General features: G+C 61.4%; 14 protein-coding genes and 1 tRNA gene. 12 read left to right on the top strand and 3 right to left on the bottom strand.

Annotated elements, in window-relative coordinates; translation table 11 throughout:
- Nucleotides 1–19: 19 nt before the first annotated feature.
- On the bottom strand, nucleotides 20–1,180 hold the full coding sequence (locus tag AC1DHL_RS11165; RefSeq protein WP_478098450.1) for a Do family serine endopeptidase: 1,161 nt from the start codon (nucleotides 1,178–1,180) through the stop codon (nucleotides 20–22).
- A gap of 278 nt (nucleotides 1,181–1,458) precedes the next feature.
- Here AC1DHL_RS11165 and AC1DHL_RS11160 point away from each other — a divergent pair, with 278 nt between their 5' ends.
- Together AC1DHL_RS11160 and pdxA are read left to right on the top strand one after the other, a co-directional pair.
- Nucleotides 1,459–2,235 (top strand): Nif3-like dinuclear metal center hexameric protein, encoded by a 777-nt coding sequence (locus AC1DHL_RS11160; protein WP_478098448.1) that lies wholly within the window; start codon nucleotides 1,459–1,461, stop codon nucleotides 2,233–2,235.
- Nucleotides 2,232–3,299 (top strand): 4-hydroxythreonine-4-phosphate dehydrogenase PdxA, encoded by a 1,068-nt coding sequence (gene pdxA, locus AC1DHL_RS11155; RefSeq protein WP_478098446.1) that lies wholly within the window; start codon nucleotides 2,232–2,234, stop codon nucleotides 3,297–3,299. Before AC1DHL_RS11160 ends, pdxA begins: the two co-directional genes overlap by 4 nt.
- Here the strand turns inward: pdxA and mscL are convergent.
- Nucleotides 3,286–3,717 (bottom strand): large conductance mechanosensitive channel protein MscL, encoded by a 432-nt coding sequence (mscL, locus tag AC1DHL_RS11150; RefSeq protein ID WP_478098444.1) that lies wholly within the window; start codon nucleotides 3,715–3,717, stop codon nucleotides 3,286–3,288. The two genes, pdxA and mscL, sit on opposite strands and share 14 nt — an antisense overlap.
- A gap of 177 nt (nucleotides 3,718–3,894) precedes the next feature.
- Here mscL and petA point away from each other — a divergent pair, with 177 nt between their 5' ends.
- The 9 genes from petA to AC1DHL_RS11105 all read left to right on the top strand — a co-directional run bounded on the left by petA (nucleotide 3,895) and on the right by AC1DHL_RS11105 (nucleotide 12,101).
- Nucleotides 3,895–4,509 carry a ubiquinol-cytochrome c reductase iron-sulfur subunit gene (gene petA, locus AC1DHL_RS11145; protein ID WP_478098442.1) on the top strand — a complete coding sequence of 205 codons (615 nt, stop codon included), beginning with the start codon at nucleotides 3,895–3,897 and terminating at the stop codon, nucleotides 4,507–4,509.
- A 10-nt stretch (nucleotides 4,510–4,519) separates the two neighbouring features.
- The gene (locus tag AC1DHL_RS11140; protein WP_478098440.1) at nucleotides 4,520–5,920 is read left to right on the top strand and encodes a cytochrome b; all 1,401 of its coding nucleotides are present in this window, start codon (nucleotides 4,520–4,522) and stop codon (nucleotides 5,918–5,920) included.
- A 16-nt stretch (nucleotides 5,921–5,936) separates the two neighbouring features.
- Nucleotides 5,937–6,692 carry a cytochrome c1 gene (locus AC1DHL_RS11135; RefSeq protein ID WP_478098438.1) on the top strand — a complete coding sequence of 252 codons (756 nt, stop codon included), beginning with the start codon at nucleotides 5,937–5,939 and terminating at the stop codon, nucleotides 6,690–6,692.
- 97 nt (nucleotides 6,693–6,789) lie between these two features.
- Nucleotides 6,790–7,401: a glutathione S-transferase N-terminal domain-containing protein gene (locus AC1DHL_RS11130; RefSeq protein WP_088955903.1), complete on the top strand. Its 612-nt coding sequence runs from the start codon at nucleotides 6,790–6,792 to the stop codon at nucleotides 7,399–7,401.
- 19 nt (nucleotides 7,402–7,420) lie between these two features.
- Nucleotides 7,421–7,987: a ClpXP protease specificity-enhancing factor gene (locus AC1DHL_RS11125; protein WP_478098436.1), complete on the top strand. Its 567-nt coding sequence runs from the start codon at nucleotides 7,421–7,423 to the stop codon at nucleotides 7,985–7,987.
- Between the two features lie 39 nt (nucleotides 7,988–8,026).
- A tRNA-Thr gene (locus tag AC1DHL_RS11120) sits at nucleotides 8,027–8,102 on the top strand.
- A gap of 231 nt (nucleotides 8,103–8,333) precedes the next feature.
- The gene (locus AC1DHL_RS11115) at nucleotides 8,334–10,634 is read left to right on the top strand and encodes a TonB-dependent receptor (protein ID WP_478162026.1); all 2,301 of its coding nucleotides are present in this window, start codon (nucleotides 8,334–8,336) and stop codon (nucleotides 10,632–10,634) included.
- Between the two features lie 18 nt (nucleotides 10,635–10,652).
- Nucleotides 10,653–11,339 carry a Fe2+-dependent dioxygenase gene (locus AC1DHL_RS11110; protein ID WP_478162025.1) on the top strand — a complete coding sequence of 229 codons (687 nt, stop codon included), beginning with the start codon at nucleotides 10,653–10,655 and terminating at the stop codon, nucleotides 11,337–11,339.
- A gap of 9 nt (nucleotides 11,340–11,348) precedes the next feature.
- Nucleotides 11,349–12,101: a PepSY-associated TM helix domain-containing protein gene (locus tag AC1DHL_RS11105; protein ID WP_478162024.1), complete on the top strand. Its 753-nt coding sequence runs from the start codon at nucleotides 11,349–11,351 to the stop codon at nucleotides 12,099–12,101.
- Between the two features lies 1 nt (nucleotide 12,102).
- Here AC1DHL_RS11105 and AC1DHL_RS11100 read toward each other — a convergent pair whose 3' ends face one another.
- Nucleotides 12,103–12,408: a hypothetical protein gene (locus AC1DHL_RS11100; protein ID WP_478162094.1), complete on the bottom strand. Its 306-nt coding sequence runs from the start codon at nucleotides 12,406–12,408 to the stop codon at nucleotides 12,103–12,105.
- 176 nt (nucleotides 12,409–12,584) lie between these two features.
- Here AC1DHL_RS11100 and secA point away from each other — a divergent pair, with 176 nt between their 5' ends.
- A complete protein-coding gene (gene secA, locus AC1DHL_RS11095; protein ID WP_478098428.1) occupies nucleotides 12,585–15,362 on the top strand; it encodes a preprotein translocase subunit SecA in 2,778 nt (925 codons plus the stop codon).
- Nucleotides 15,363–15,379: the final 17 nt, after the last annotated feature.

Below are 15,379 nucleotides of genomic sequence, written 5' to 3'. Positions count from 1 at the left end.
GCGGAATCCTTCGTTTTCATCATTCCGTTTCTTGCGGCGCGCGCCGGACCGGCGATTTGGGCCGCGAGCCGGCCGTGACGTCGAGTTCCAGCTTGTCGCCGCCGCGCTGCAGCGCAAAACGTGCCGCGTTGCCCGGCTTGAGGCCCGCCACGGCGGTCAGTAGCTCCTGGACGTTACCGATGTCCTTGTCGCCGACGCCGGTGATCACGTCGCCTGGACGAACGCCTGCCTTCGCTGCCGGTCCGTTCTGCAGGACACCCGTGATGATCACGCCCGTCTTGGCCTTGACGCCGAAGGTCTCCGCCAGTTCGGGTGAAAGATCGTTGGGCTCCACGCCGATCCATCCGCGCGTGACCTTTCCGGCCTTGACGATGTCCTCGAGGACCTGCTTGGCGGTCGAAACCGGGATGGCAAACCCGATGCCCATGCTGCCGCCCGAGCGCGAATAAATCGCGGTGTTGATGCCCTCGAGATTGCCGTTCACATCGATCAGCGCGCCGCCCGAATTGCCCGGATTGATCGCGGCGTCGGTCTGGATGAAGTTTTCGAACGTGTTGATGCCGAGCTGGTTGCGTCCGAGCGCCGAGACGATGCCGCTGGTGACGGTCTGACCGACTCCGAACGGATTGCCGATGGCGAGTACCTGGTCTCCGACCTGCAGGGCGTCCGAATTGCCAAGGACCACGACTGGCAGCTTGTCGAGTTCGATCTTGAGTACGGCCAGATCGGTGTCGGGATCGGTCCCGATCACCTTGCCGTGGGCGTGGCGTCCGTCATTGAGCGTCACTTCGATTTCGTCGGCGCCTTCTACGACGTGGTTGTTGGTGAGGATGTAGCCGTCGGCGCTCACGATCACCCCGCTGCCCAGTCCGACCTGGGGCTGGTCCGCACCCTGGTCGCCGAAAAAGAAACGGAACCAAGGATCGTTGTTGCGAGGGTTCAGCTGCGCGGCCTTGCTCGTGTTGATGCTGACCACGGCGGGCGAGGCTTTCTTCGCAGCGCTGCTCAGGCTGCCGGGCACAGCCTGCGGATTGACCGGGGGTGCCTCGACGACCGCGACCATGCCGCGCAGTCCGTTCGCCTGTCTGTTGAGCCATTCGGGCTTGAGCGTTGCAACAACGAAATAGGCCGCGAGGAAGATAGTGACGGCTTGGGCAAACAGCAGCCAGGTGCGTTTCATGAAGGCGATGAATCCATTGAGGTGATGGCGCCTCTTTCATTGGGCGCCAAACCTTGAATTGTCCCTCAATGCGCACGAAGTGCTTGGTGCCGAAGGACCGAACCGCAACCGCTTGGCCGCGCAAAATCGGGGGAAACCCTGAATTCGGTGACTTGTGCGACTGGGCGTCCACATGGCCTTCTTCGGCGCGGCGCGCAGGAGTGTGGAAGGTCCTCCACGCGGCCCGCGTCGTGCGGCCATGCGATGCGGACGGCGCCTGCCGGGTCCACAATCACGCGATGAGCACGACCCGCCACGAACTTCTTCACGCATTCGATGTGCTGCTCGCCCCAGAGCGATTCAAGGACTACGGACCCAATGGCCTCCAAGTCGAGGGCCGCACGACGGTTCGCAAGATCGTGTCCGGCGTGACCGCGAGCCGTGCGCTGATCGAGGCCGCCATTCACGCCGAGGCCGATGCCATCTTCGTGCACCACGGCCTGTTCTGGCGCGGCCAGGATGGGCGGGTGACCGGCTGGATGCGTCAGCGCCTGGGTTTGCTGCTTGGCGACGATGTCAACCTGTTCGCGTATCACCTGCCGCTGGATGCGCATCCTGAACTCGGCAACAACGCGCAACTGGGCGCCAAACTGGGCCTGGTCGCGCATGCCGGTTCGACGGGCCGCTTCGGCGAACAGGAACTCGGATTTCTCGGTGCGCAGGCCAATGGCGAAGTATTCGCCAATGCCGCTGCGCTGGCGAGCCACACCGAGAAGGCGCTCGGAAAGAAGGTCACGCTCGTGGAGGCTGCCCAGCAGCGTCCGATCAGGAACGTGGCCTGGTGCACCGGCGGGGCCCAGGGCTATTTCGAGGCTGCGATCGCGGCAGGCGCGGACGCCTTCATCACCGGCGAGATTTCCGAACCGCAGGCCCACTATGCGCGCGAGATGAACGTGGCGTTCCTCGCCTGCGGACATCACGCGACCGAACGCTACGGCGCACCGGCTGTTGCGGGGCATGTGGCCGCGCAGCTGGGCCTGGCCCACGAATTCATCGACATCGACAATCCGGCGTGAACAGCGTTCAGTCTCCCATTGCGGTCACGCTCGGCGATCCAGCCGGCATCGGGCCCGAGATCATCATCAAGGCCTTCCGCGATGCCGCCCGTGACATGCAAGGATGCTTTATTGCCGGCGATGTCGGTGTCGTTCGCCGGGCTGCGCAATGGCTGGCGATGCCTGGCTCCTTGGCCATGCCCGTTGCGGAAATCGAATCGCCCGCAAGCGTGGGCGATGTTCCGCCTGCCTGCATCCCGGTGCTGCAGGTCGTCGAGAAGGTCGAAGCGCCGATTGCGCTTGGGCAGATCAGTGCAGTCGCGGGGCGCGTCGCCGGCGAATGCGTTGTGTGGGCAGCGCGGGCGGCACTGCGTGGCGACGTCGCGGCAGTCGTGACCGCGCCTCTGCACAAGGAGGCGCTCTCTGCGGCTGGCTTCATGTTCCCTGGTCACACCGAGTTGCTTCAGTTCGAGGCCGCTGCCCATCTGGACCGACCGCTCGCCGATGTCCCGGTTCGGATGATGCTTGCCAACGACGAACTGCGGACCGTGCTGGTGAGCATCCACATGTCGTTGCGCAACGCGATCGAGGCGGTGACGCATGACAGCGTCCTTGAGACGCTGCGGATCACGCATCGCGCACTGGGCGCGGTGCTGGGTCGGTCACCGAGGATCGGCGTGGCGGGACTCAATCCGCATGCCGGCGAAGGTGGTCTCTTCGGCAGTGAAGAGCGCGACGTCATTGCCCCCGCCATTGCGGCTGCCAGGAGGGAAGGCATCGACGCCGACGGACCTCATGCGCCCGACACCGTCTTCATGCGTGCCCGCACCAAGGCCGGCTGTGCAGGAGAGTTCGATGTGGTGATTGCGATGTACCACGACCAGGGCCTGATCCCGGTCAAGTACCTGGGCGTGGAGAAGGGCGTCAACGTCACGCTCGGATTGCCGCTCGTGCGCACGAGCCCCGATCACGGCACGGCATTCGACATCGCAGGCACGGGTCGCGCCGATCCATCCAGCCTGATCGAAGCGGTGCGCATGGCGCGCTCGCTCGCGAGCGGCGCCGCAGCCGTCAGGGCCGCTTGAGGCTGTCGCGAATTTCGCGCAGCAGCACGACGTCTTCCGGAGTGGGGGCCGGTGGGGGCGGCGCTGCGTCGGACGCCTTCCTCAGTTTGTTGATCTGCTTGACCATCAGGAAAATGATGAAAGCAAGGATCACGAAGTTCACCGCAATGGTGATGAAATTGCCGTACGCGAGCACGGGCACATTGGCCTTCTTGAGCTCGATCAGGTTGTCGGCCACATTGGGCGGTCTGTTGGCCAGCACGATGTAGAGGTTCGAGAAGTCGAGCTTGCCGAACACCAGACCAACCAGCGGCATGATGATGTCGCTCACCAATGAATCGACAATCTTTCCGAAAGCGGCGCCAATGATCACGCCGACCGCGAGGTCGATCACGTTTCCCTTGACGGCAAACTCGCGAAACTCCTTGAGAAAACTCATGTCGGGTACCTCATGTGCGGTTTTCAGACGTCGGCCAGTATAGAGGTGTGTTTTGAATGACTCACTCGGGCGGAACTCATGGTCGATGCACGGCTCGTCGCGTTGAATTCGCCTTTTACGCTCCGCTACAATCGTCGGTTGACCCCAAGACCCTAGCGAAGAACATTGAGGATCCCCATGAGTGACAGCACAGCCGGCCGCCCCCGGATTGACACTAGCAAGCGGACGTGGTTGATCGCATCAGGTTGTGCAGGAGCGGTGGGCGGAGTGGCAGTCGCCGTCCCGTTCGTCAGCACCTTCCAGCCTTCCGAAAAAGCCAAGGCTGCCGGTGCGCCGGTCGAGGTCGACATCAGTGCCCTCCAGGTGGGCGAAAAGATGACGGTTGAATGGCGCGGCAAACCCGTGTGGATTCTCAAGCGCACGCCCGAACAACTCGCTGAACTCCCGAAGCTCGATCCGTTGCTCGCGGATCCGCAGTCGAAGCGCAATCCGGACGAGTTCACTCCTCCCTACGCACGCAACGAGCACCGCTCGATCAAGCCGGAGATCCTGGTGGTCGTCGGCATCTGCACCCATCTGGGTTGCTCTCCGACGGACAAATTCCAGCCAGGGCCGCAGCCTTCGCTGCCTGACGATTGGCACGGGGGCTTTCTCTGCCCCTGCCATGGTTCAACCTTCGATCTGGCGGCGCGTGTCTTCAAGAACAAGCCCGCACCCGACAATCTTCCGGTGCCTCCGCACATGTACCTCTCCGACACCCGCCTCCTGATCGGCGACGACAAGAAGGCTTGAGGAGAAAGACATGGCCGAACTCAAGGAAATCTCCCCCAACGCGCCCGCGAACGAGAAGCTGCTCAACTGGGTCGACAACCGCTTCCCGCTGACCAAGCTCTGGAACGACCAGTGGGGCAAGTACTACGCGCCGAAGAACTTCAACTTCTGGTACATCTTCGGCTCGCTGGCGATGCTGGTCCTCGTGATCCAGATCGTGACCGGCATCTTCCTTGTGATGCACTACAAGCCCGATGCGCAACTGGCGTTCGCATCGGTCGAGTACATCATGCGCGACGTGCCATGGGGCTGGCTGATCCGCTACATGCACTCGACGGGGGCTTCGGCGTTCTTCATCGTCGTGTACCTGCACATGTTCCGCGGGCTCATCTACGGAAGCTACCGCAAGCCGCGCGAACTGATCTGGATCTTCGGCTGCGCCATTTTCCTCTGCCTCATGGCTGAGGCCTTCATGGGCTACCTGCTTCCCTGGGGCCAGATGAGCTACTGGGGTGCGCAGGTGATCGTCAACCTGTTCTCCGCCATTCCGTTCGTCGGTCCTGACCTCGCTCTTCTGATCCGCGGTGACTACGTGGTGAGCGACGCTACCCTGAATCGCTTCTTCAGCTTCCACGTCATCGCAGTGCCGCTGGTCCTGCTCGGTCTCGTGGTCGCTCACCTGATCGCCCTTCACGAAGTCGGATCGAACAACCCGGACGGCATCGAAATCAAGGCCAACCGCGGTTCTGACGGCCATCCGTTGGACGGCATTCCATCCCACCCGTTCTACACGGTGCACGACATCTTCGGCGTCGTGGTGTTTCTGACGATCTTCTCGGCAGTGATCTTCTTCGCGCCCGAGGCTGGCGGCTATTTCCTGGAGTACAACAACTTCATTCCGGCCGATTCGCTGAAAACGCCGAATCACATTGCCCCGGTCTGGTACTTCACGCCTTTCTATTCGATGCTTCGCGCGATCACCAGCGAGATGATGTACGCGCTCATCGCTTGCGTCGTTGCCGGTGCGGCATTTGGGGTGTGGAAGACGCGCATTCCCTCGATCTTCAAGGGCGTCATCGTCGTGGTCGCCATTGGCGTTGCCGCGATGATGTTGTCGATCGACGCCAAGTTCTGGGGCGTTCTCGTGATGGGCGGTGCCGTCATCATCCTGTTCTTCCTGCCATGGCTGGATCACAGCCCGGTGAAGTCGATTCGCTATCGTCCGAGCTGGCACAAGTACCTCTACGGTGTCTTTGTCGTCAACTTCGTGGTTCTCGCGTACCTTGGCGTTCAACCACCGTCGCCCGCCGGCGAGCGTGTGTCGCAAGTGGGTACCTTGTTCTATTTCGGTTTCTTCCTGCTGATGCCGTGGTGGAGCCGTCTGGGCGAATTCAAGCCGGTCCCTGAGCGCGTGACCTTCGCAGCGCACTGACCGGGGGAAAACAAGAATGAAGAAACTGATCCTCACGTTGATCGCAGCGCTTGGTTTCGTGGCTGGCGCTCATGCCTCGGAAGAAGGTATCCCCTGGGACAAGGCGCCGAACCGGACGACCGACCTGGCGGCGCTGCAGAATGGCGCGAAACTCTTCGTCAACTATTGCCTCAACTGCCACTCGGCGGCGTTCATGCGCTACAACCGGCTGCAGGATCTCGGCATTACCGAGCAGCAGATCAAGGACAACCTTCTATTCGCGACCGACAAGGTCGGCGAGACCATGAAGGCGAACATCGATCCACGCCAGGCCAAGGAATGGTTCGGTACCGTTCCGCCCGACCTGACGCTCGTGGCGCGTTCGCGTGCCGGCCATGGCGGCACCGGTGCCGACTATCTCTATACCTACCTGCGTACTTTCTATCGCGACGACACGAAGGCAACGGGCTGGAATAATCTGGCATTCCCGAGCGTGGCGATGCCGCACGTGCTGTGGGAATTGCAAGGTGAGCGCCGTCCGATTTTCGACAAGGTCGAGTCGCACGGTCACGAAACCGATGTGTTCAAGGGTTGGGAGCAAATCACCCCCGGAACCATGACGCCGATGCAATACGACCAAGCGGTGGGTGACCTCGTCAGCTACTTGCAATGGATGGCCGAACCGGCGCAAAACACGCGTATCCGGGTGGGGGTCTGGGTGTTGTTGTTCCTTGTCATGTCCGTGGTCTTTGTTTGGCGCTTGAATGCCGCGTACTGGAAAGACGTCAAGTAATACGATGACGATGCCGATCAGGCGCCTCGTGCGTCTGGTCCCACAGAGTGGGTTGCGAACGCGATCCACTCTTTTTGATTTTTAGGAGCCTTTCGCCATGATGGTCTTGTATTCGGGAACGACCTGCCCTTTTTCACATCGCTGCCGCTTCGTGCTGTTTGAGAAAGGCATGGATTTCGAGATTCGCGATGTCGATCTCTACAACAAGCCTGAAGATATCAGCGTGATGAACCCTTACGGACAGGTTCCTATCCTTGTGGAACGCGACCTGATCCTGTACGAGTCGAACATCATCAACGAGTACATCGACGAGCGCTTTCCGCATCCGCAACTGATGCCCGGCGATCCGGTCGATCGGGCTCGCGTGCGACTGTTCCTGCTCAACTTCGAAAAGGAGTTGTTCGTGCACGTCTCCACGCTCGAGAATCGCAGTTCCAAGGGGAACGAGAAGGCGCTCGAGAAGGCCCGTTCGCACATCCGCGACCGGCTGACGCAGCTTGCGCCCGTGTTCCTCAAGAACAAGTACATGCTGGGCGACAATTTCTCGATGCTCGACGTCGCGATTGCTCCGCTCCTGTGGCGCCTTGATTACTACGGCATCGACCTCAGCAAGAACGCGGCGCCGCTTTTGAAGTACGCTGAGCGAATCTTCTCTCGTCCCGCGTACATCGAAGCACTGACTCCATCTGAAAAGGTCATGCGCAAGTGAACTGCTGGCGCCGCCGGTCATGATCAACGCACTCGAATCGTCATCCACCCGCCCGTATCTCATCCGGGCGCTGTATGAATGGTGCACGGACAATGGCTTCACGCCGTATGTCGCGGTTCAGGTCGACGATACCGTCCAGGTGCCGAGGGAGTACGTCAAGAACGGCGAGATCGTGCTGAACATCAGTTTCGACGCCACGAGTTCGCTCAATCTTGGCAATGAATTCATCGAGTTCAAGGCCCGCTTTGCGGGTACCGCCCGCGAGATCAGCGTGCCAGTTGGTCGCGTGATCGCGATCTACGCGCGGGAGAACGGGCAGGGCATGGCCTTCCCCGCACCGGCGCCTGCGCAGGTCGATGGAAGTGCGACGCCAGGGACGGCCATGCCGGCATCCGCTGCGACGCGAACACCTTTGCGTGACGCTTCTCGGGGTACTGAAGGCGATGCCAGCAAGATCGTCCATCTCGTCTCGGGCGAGGGTGCTGAGGAGAGCGTCGAGACGACAGGCGCGCCAGTGGATCCGGGAGATCCTCCGCGACCACCCAACGGCGGGGGCTCGCGGCCGTCGCTCAAGCGAATCAAGTGAGAATTCCAGCAAACGGCCACCGCTAGAATCCCCCACCACGCCGCTTTAGCTCAGTTGGTAGAGCAACCGCCTTGTAAGCGGTAGGTCGTCAGTTCGATTCCGACAAGCGGCACCATTTCAAAAACCCCGAGCAGGTCAATTGCTCGGGGTTTCTTGTTTTCCGGATCGGCCAATTTTTAAACTGACTTTTACCTGACCAAATTACAGATTTGTGAGCACTGTCTTTCGTCGGTAACACATTGGTCCGATGAAAGATAGAAAGAGTGATTCGCATTTAGACTTGCGAGCCACAAAGCAGTCCCGGTGATCCCAAGAGGGCTCCGCGGATTCCTTTCCAGGAGAACTCATGAATCGCTCTAGTCGCCGCCCGATGCGGCGCACGCCCGTTGCATTGACCCTGCTCGCCATGGTCTCTGCCCCTGCACTTGCGCAGCAAGCCCCCGCCCCCGTGTCATCGGAGTCGCCGGCGGCCACTCCGTCATCGCCATCATCATCGACGAACACTTCGGTGCCGGCGACCTTGCGCGAAATACAAGTTCGGGACACCGCGGACACCGGGAGTTTCGGCCCCAATCCGCTGTCGATCAGCCGCCTGCCTGTCGACCCTCACGACGTGCCGCAATCGATCACCATCATCAATCAGGCGGTGATGCAATCGCAGGGCGCCACCTCGCTGGCCAGCGCGCTGCGAAATGTGCCGGGGCTGACCATTGGCGCCGCCGAAGGTGGGCAGATCGGGACCAACATCAACCTGAATGGTTTTTCGGCGCGTACCGACATCTTTCTGGATGGCGCGCGCGACCGCGGCCAGTACTACCGCGATACCTTTGCGCTGGATAGCGTCGAAGTGCTCATGGGGCCGTCGTCCATGCTGTTCGGGCGCGGATCGACTGGTGGCGTGATCAACCAGGTGAGCAAAAAGCCGTCGCTGACGGCGGCGGGAAACGCGGATATTTCAGTGACCAGCAACGGGCTCGTACGAACGACCGTCGATGTGAACCGGCCGATGTCCGAGACTTCGGCATTCCGGATTGCCGCAATGGCACAGGAAGGCGATGCATCCAATCGGGACCAAACGAGAATCCAGGACGTCGGCATTGCGCCTTCGCTGAAATTCGGCATCAACACGCCGACGCAAGTCACGCTCTCAGCGCTGGTTCAGCACAACCACGACATGGCCGACTACGGGATCCCGCCGCTCAATGGCGCTCCGGCGCAGGTCGATCGAAACAATGCCTACGGATTCAACGACGATCGCACGATCTCCGACATCGGTGCATTCAATGCGACGATTCTGCACAAGCTGACGCCCACCAGTTCGATTCGCAACCAGACACAGTACAACCAAGTCACCACCGACGCGACGGAAACCGCCCCGCAAGGCATCGGAACCGTCAACGCGAGAGGCTACACGCCGTTCTCCACCGGCACCACGGCGGTCCCGCTCGCGGCAACCAGTGCGCTGCCTCTCACACAGCTCTGGGTACGCCAGCAGAGTCACGACCGGGACATCCGCGACACCTCGCTCTTCAACCTGACCGAATACAACACCAAGTTCGAGACAGGCACACTCAAGCACGCCTTGCTGGCAGGCTTGGAACTCGGACACGATACGTACAGGAACCAGGGCTACTACCGCAATGGCACTTGCGCGGGCGTCCCGCTCAATCCAGTGGGTGGCACCAGCGGCTATGTGTCGTGCGCACCATTGCTGAATCCCATCTCAACCGATTCGCCGCTCAATGCGCCGGGCCTCCCTGGCAATCTTGCGACGGCCGATGCCGACACGGTTGCGGGGTACGTCAATGACACCGTCGATATCAACCCTCAGTTCAAGCTGGTCGGCGGCGTGCGGCAGGACAACTATCGCGCGAGCGTCAACAACACGGTGACGAGCGCGACGACCCTGGCCTACGAAAGGCAGACGGTGGATTTCACCAGCGTGCGCGCTGGAGGCATCTGGCAGCCGACGGCCGAGCAGTCCTACTATGTGTCGTACAGCACATCGTTCAATCCATCGCTCGAACAACTCGTCGCAACCACTGGGGCGACGCAGCCATTGCCTCCGCAGGAGAACAAGGCCTACGAACTCGGAGGCAAGTGGGACGCCAATGGAGGCGCGCTGTCAATGACCGCCGCCGCCTTCAGCATCACGCAATACAACGCGAGAGCGCAGAACTCCGATGGCACCTACACGGCGACCGGGACCGTGCGTGTCAACGGGGCGCGTGCCGGCATCGCGGGTCGCGTCACCGATGTGCTCCAGGTGTTCGGCGCCTATACCTTTCTCGACGGAACGATCGTCGACGCCATCGCACCTGGGACTCAAGGCAATGTGCCGGCCAACACACCCAGGAATGCCGCCAGCCTGTGGGCTGTCTACACCGTCACGCCCGAATGGGAAATCGGTGGCGGCGCGACCTACGTCGGTAGCCGTTACGCCGCCAACACGAATCTGGTTGAGGTGGGCAGCTACACGCGAATCGACGCGATGCTGGCGTATCACCAGCCGCATTACGATGTACGGCTGAATCTGTTCAACCTCTTCGACCGCCACTACTACGACGCCCTGATTCCGTCCGACGGCGGTCGAGCGGTGCCCGGCATAGCGCGCACCGCCATGCTGTCGATGAACTATCGGTTCTGACGTCGATCGCCCACTGCCATGCTCGTCTGCATTCCCCGAGTCCTTGATGCCGAATCGCTCGAAGCCGTCCGCTCGCGGCTGGAGGCCGCAGGTGACGCCTGGGTCGATGGCCGCGTCACTGCTGGCCACCAGGGCGCGCCAGTCAAGTTCAACCAGCAGATTGACGAGCGGTCCCAAGTGGCAAGGGAATGCCAGGCCATCGTGGCCAGCGCACTCGAACGGAATCCGGTCTTCATCAGTGCAGGGCTGCCCAACGTCCTGTATCCGCCCATGTTCAATCGCTACAGCGCCGGAATGACGTTCGGCCTGCACGTCGACGGTGGAGTGCGCATCCATCCGCACAATGGGCGCAAGGTGCGCACCGACCTGTCCGCCACGTTGTTCCTGTCACCGCCCGACACCTACGACGGTGGCGAATTGCAGATGGAGGATACCCATGGAATGCAAAGCGTAAAGCTTGCGGCTGGCGACATGGTGATCTATCCGGCGACCAGCCTGCACCAGGTGACACCCATCACACGGGGCGTCCGCGTCGCCTGTTTCTTCTGGGTGCAGAGCCTCGTGCGGGATGCCGCCGACAGAGCGCTGCTCTTCGATCTCGACAATGCCATCCAGCGCCTGAATCAAGCCGGTGCAGACGAGTCCGCACGCCGGACGCTGGTGGGCATCTATCACAACCTTCTTCGCAAATGGAGCGACACCTAGGTCGTCCACATGAACACTGCTTCCAATGTCTCAACTGGCGCCGGCGCGACAGCTTTTGTTTCGTCCGGATCACTCGACGAGCGCCTGCGTAGCCGGCAACGTCGCACTGCGCTCGTGCAATGGATTCGCAAGACCCATGGCTGGATCGGTCTGTGGGGCGCCATTCTCGGATTGCTTTTCGGCACGGCCGGCGTGTGGCTGAACCACCGTGCTGTACTTAAGCTGCCGATGGCCCAGCAGCGCATCAACGCGCAACTGGCCTTGCCCGATCCGGCCCCCGCCAGCGCCAAGGAAATGGCAGCGTGGCTCCAGACAGCGCTCGGCCAGAGCGGTCCGCCTAATTCCATGCGCCTCGAGCCGGCGAAACCTGTCGCGTGGACGGAGAAGGACAAGCATGCCCAGGCGCTTGCGCCGGATGTCGATGCCCCCCATGAATCCGCGCTCATGCAGCCCGAGCGCTGGGTTTTCAACTTTGGCGGTCCTGATGCGATCGTTCAGGCCGAATACTGGCGCGGCAACCGCTCGGTGGGCGTCACCACGACCAGCAACGGATTCGTTGCCACCCTGGCAAACCTGCACAAGGGGGTCGGCATGCCGGTTGCGTGGATCCTTCTGGTGGACACGCTGGCAGGGAGCCTGGTTTTCCTGTCGATCTCCGGGGTGGCGCTGTGGATGTTGACGCACCGGCGCCGGCGCGTCGGCTTGATCATTTTCGGCACCTCGGTCGCTCTCACACTTGGCCTGGTATTCGCAAAGCTCTGAATCAGCGTCCTGTCTGAACCTTGATACGGAGCGTCGCGACATCCCAGCCGCGGGCTTTCAACCGTGACACCAGAAGGGGCGCCAATTGGCGGAGCTTGGCTGCCGCGGCGCTACCGCTCACCAGCATGCACCAGACATCGCCTTCAGCGGGCCCGGCCTTGATGCCGGGGCGCAATTCCGCGGGGATCAGGTCCTGGATGGCGGCGAGCCGTTCGTTTGCATCGCGCGCGCGCGCCGCCAGGTTCGCGAGGGTCGGCGACTCCTCCGTGGCCTGCAGCAAAGTGACGGCGTTGAAGCGGCGGTTCATGGGCAATGGTCTGCAATCAAGGGTTCGAACAAGGCGGCTAAAATCTGCGGTTTGCCGGCAATCCTGCGGGCCGGTCGGCTTGCTTTCCAGCAAAGCGCGCCCAAGTTCCTTCTCGTCTATCTTAGGGATTTCGGTCGAAGCGCCCGCATTCAGCGAGTGTGCTTCGATCTCCATTCATGGCCACCAACATCCTGACCCAAATTTTCGGCAGTCGCAATGATCGGCTTCTGAAGCAGTATCGCAAGACGGTCGAACGCATCAACTCGCTGGAGCCGTCGTTCGAGAAGCTCGATGAAGCTGCGCTGCGCGGCAAGACGCAGGAGTTCAAGGACCGGATCGCCAAGGGCGAATCGCTTGATGATCTCCTGCCCGAGGCCTTCGCGACGGTGCGCGAAGCATCCAAGCGGGTTATGAAGATGCGTCACTTCGACGTCCAGTTGCTGGGCGGCATGGCGCTTCACAACGGCAAGATTTCCGAAATGCGTACCGGTGAAGGCAAGACCCTGACGGCGACGCTGCCGGTCTACCTGAATGCGCTGACCGGCAAGGGTGTCCACGTCGTGACGGTGAACGACTACCTCGCCAACCGCGACGCCACCTGGATGGGCCGCCTCTACAACTACCTTGGCCTTTCCGTCGGCATCAACCTGCCGCAAATGCCGCGCGAGGAAAAGCAGCAGGCCTACGGCAGCGACATCACCTACGGCACGAACAACGAGTACGGCTTCGACTACCTGCGTGACAACATGGTCTACGAACCCGGAGACCGGGTTCAGCGCGGATTGAACTACGCGATCGTCGACGAGGTCGACTCGATCCTGATCGACGAAGCCCGGACCCCGCTCATCATCAGCGGCCAGGCAGAAGACCACACGGACTTGTACCTTGCGATCAACAAGGTCGTGCCGTTGCTGGTCCGTCAGGAAGGGGAGGCCGACCCTCGCACCGGTGAGGGCGTCACCAAGCCCGGCGACTTCACGGTCGACGAAAAGACCCATCAGGTGTTCATGACCGAAGACGGTCATGAGAAGGCAGAGACGATTCTTTCCGAATTCAAGCTGCTTCCCGAAGGCGCCTCGCTCTACGATCCCGCCAACATCACGCTGATGCATCATCTGAATGCGGCGCTGCGTGCGCGGCATCTCTATCACCGCGATCAGCACTATGTGGTGCAACAGGGCGAAGTGATCATTGTCGATGAGTTCACCGGCCGCCTGATGACGGGCCGGCGTTGGAGCGACGGGCTGCATCAGGCCGTGGAAGCCAAGGAAGGTGTCGAGATCCAGGCAGAGAACCAGACCCTCGCTTCGATCACCTTTCAGAACTACTTCCGCCTCTACGCCAAGCTCGCGGGCATGACCGGCACGGCCGACACCGAAGCCTACGAGTTCCAGGAGATCTATGGCCTGGAGACAATGATCATTCCGCCGAATCGTCCGAGCAAGCGCGAAGATCAGCTTGACCGCGTCTACAAGACCACTCGCGAAAAATACGACGCGGCCATCCAGGACATCCGCGAGTGCTACGAACGCGGTCAACCCGTGCTCGTAGGCACGTCGTCGATCGAAAACTCCGAAATCATCGCAGGGCTGCTTGAGAAGGCCAGCTTGCCGCACCAGGTGCTCAACGCGAAGCAGCATGCACGCGAAGCGGAAATCGTGGCGCAGGCCGGTCGTACCAAGATGATCACCATCGCGACCAACATGGCGGGTCGTGGCACAGACATCGTGCTGGGCGGAAACGTCGAGAAAACCATCGAGGCGGTTGAAGTCAATGAGGAACTCGATCCCAGCGCCAAGGCTGCCGAGATCGCGCAGCTACGCGCTCAGTGGGACAAAGACCACGAATTCGTCAAGTCGCTCGGAGGCTTGCGCATCATCGCCACGGAACGGCATGAATCGCGCCGCATCGACAACCAGCTTCGCGGGCGTTCGGGCCGGCAGGGCGACCCGGGGTCGTCACGCTTCTACCTGAGCCTGGACGATCCGCTGATGCGCATCTTTGCCGGTGACCGCGTGAAGGCGATCATGGATCGCCTCAAGATGCCGGACGGCGAGGCCATCGAGGCCGGTATCGTGACGCGCAGCATCGAGAGCGCCCAACGCAAGGTCGAGGCGCGCAATTTCGACATCCGCAAGCAACTGCTCGAATACGACGACGTGTCGAACGATCAGCGCAAGGTGATCTACCAGCAGCGCAACGACATCCTTGACGCGGGCGACCTCACCGCGCAGATCGGTGCATTGCGCGAAGGTTGCTTCAATGATCTGGTTCGCCAGTACGTGCCTGCCGAGTCGGTCGAGGAACAATGGGACCTCGGCGGTCTCGAGAAGACCCTTGCAGACGACTGGCATATCGAGATGCCTCTGCGGCAAGAGGTCGAGGCCGCCAGCGCCATCGGCGACGAAGACGTTGTCGAAAAGGTCATCGCCGAGGCCAACAAGGCGTTCGATGCCAAGGTCGGGCTGATTGGCCAGGAGAACTTCACGCAGTTCGAACGCATGGTTCTGCTGCAAAGCATAGACACCCACTGGCGCGAGCATCTGGCCTCGCTCGACTACCTTCGCCAGGGCATTCATCTTCGCGGCTACGCGCAGAAGCAGCCCAAGCAGGAATACAAGCGTGAAGCTTTCGAACTGTTCGGCCAGTTGCTCGATTCGGTGAAGAACGAAGTGACGCGTCAACTCATGACCGTGCGCGTGCAGTCCAGCGAGCAGCTTGAAGAAGCGGCCGAGGCGATGGAAGTCCGCGGCGAGAACCTTGCGAACATCACATACACGGCGCCCACCGAGACTGGCGAGGTCGAAGTGCGGGTGGACGAAGAAAGCCTTCGCCGGCAGGCTGCCGGCGGCCTGAGCGCCGGTGCAGCCGCCTTTGCGCGCGTGGGGCGCAACGACCCGTGCCCCTGCGGCAGCGGCAAGAAATACAAGCATTGCCACGGCAAGCTCTCTTGATATTCATCTGCAGGACA

Source organism: Variovorax sp. 10L426, assembly GCF_056395305.1.
The sequence above is the reverse complement of the archived record's forward strand: the minus strand, read 5'-3'. Positions and strand labels throughout refer to the sequence as shown.

Excerpts from the sequence above, each read along its gene's own strand:
- AC1DHL_RS11165 (WP_478098450.1), bottom strand. The coding sequence starts at position 1,180 with ATGAAACGCACCTGGCTGCTGTTTGCCCAAGCCGTCACTATCTTCCTC.
- AC1DHL_RS11160 (WP_478098448.1), top strand. The coding sequence starts at position 1,459 with ATGAGCACGACCCGCCACGAACTTCTTCACGCATTCGATGTGCTGCTC.
- mscL (WP_478098444.1), bottom strand. The coding sequence starts at position 3,717 with ATGAGTTTTCTCAAGGAGTTTCGCGAGTTTGCCGTCAAGGGAAACGTG.
- petA (WP_478098442.1), top strand. The coding sequence starts at position 3,895 with ATGAGTGACAGCACAGCCGGCCGCCCCCGGATTGACACTAGCAAGCGG.
- AC1DHL_RS11140 (WP_478098440.1), top strand. The coding sequence starts at position 4,520 with ATGGCCGAACTCAAGGAAATCTCCCCCAACGCGCCCGCGAACGAGAAG.
- AC1DHL_RS11135 (WP_478098438.1), top strand. The coding sequence starts at position 5,937 with ATGAAGAAACTGATCCTCACGTTGATCGCAGCGCTTGGTTTCGTGGCT.
- AC1DHL_RS11130 (WP_088955903.1), top strand. The coding sequence starts at position 6,790 with ATGATGGTCTTGTATTCGGGAACGACCTGCCCTTTTTCACATCGCTGC.
- AC1DHL_RS11125 (WP_478098436.1), top strand. The coding sequence starts at position 7,421 with ATGATCAACGCACTCGAATCGTCATCCACCCGCCCGTATCTCATCCGG.
- AC1DHL_RS11115 (WP_478162026.1), top strand. The coding sequence starts at position 8,334 with ATGAATCGCTCTAGTCGCCGCCCGATGCGGCGCACGCCCGTTGCATTG.
- AC1DHL_RS11110 (WP_478162025.1), top strand. The coding sequence starts at position 10,653 with ATGCTCGTCTGCATTCCCCGAGTCCTTGATGCCGAATCGCTCGAAGCC.
- AC1DHL_RS11105 (WP_478162024.1), top strand. The coding sequence starts at position 11,349 with ATGAACACTGCTTCCAATGTCTCAACTGGCGCCGGCGCGACAGCTTTT.
- AC1DHL_RS11100 (WP_478162094.1), bottom strand. The coding sequence starts at position 12,408 with ATGAACCGCCGCTTCAACGCCGTCACTTTGCTGCAGGCCACGGAGGAG.
- secA (WP_478098428.1), top strand. The coding sequence starts at position 12,585 with ATGGCCACCAACATCCTGACCCAAATTTTCGGCAGTCGCAATGATCGG.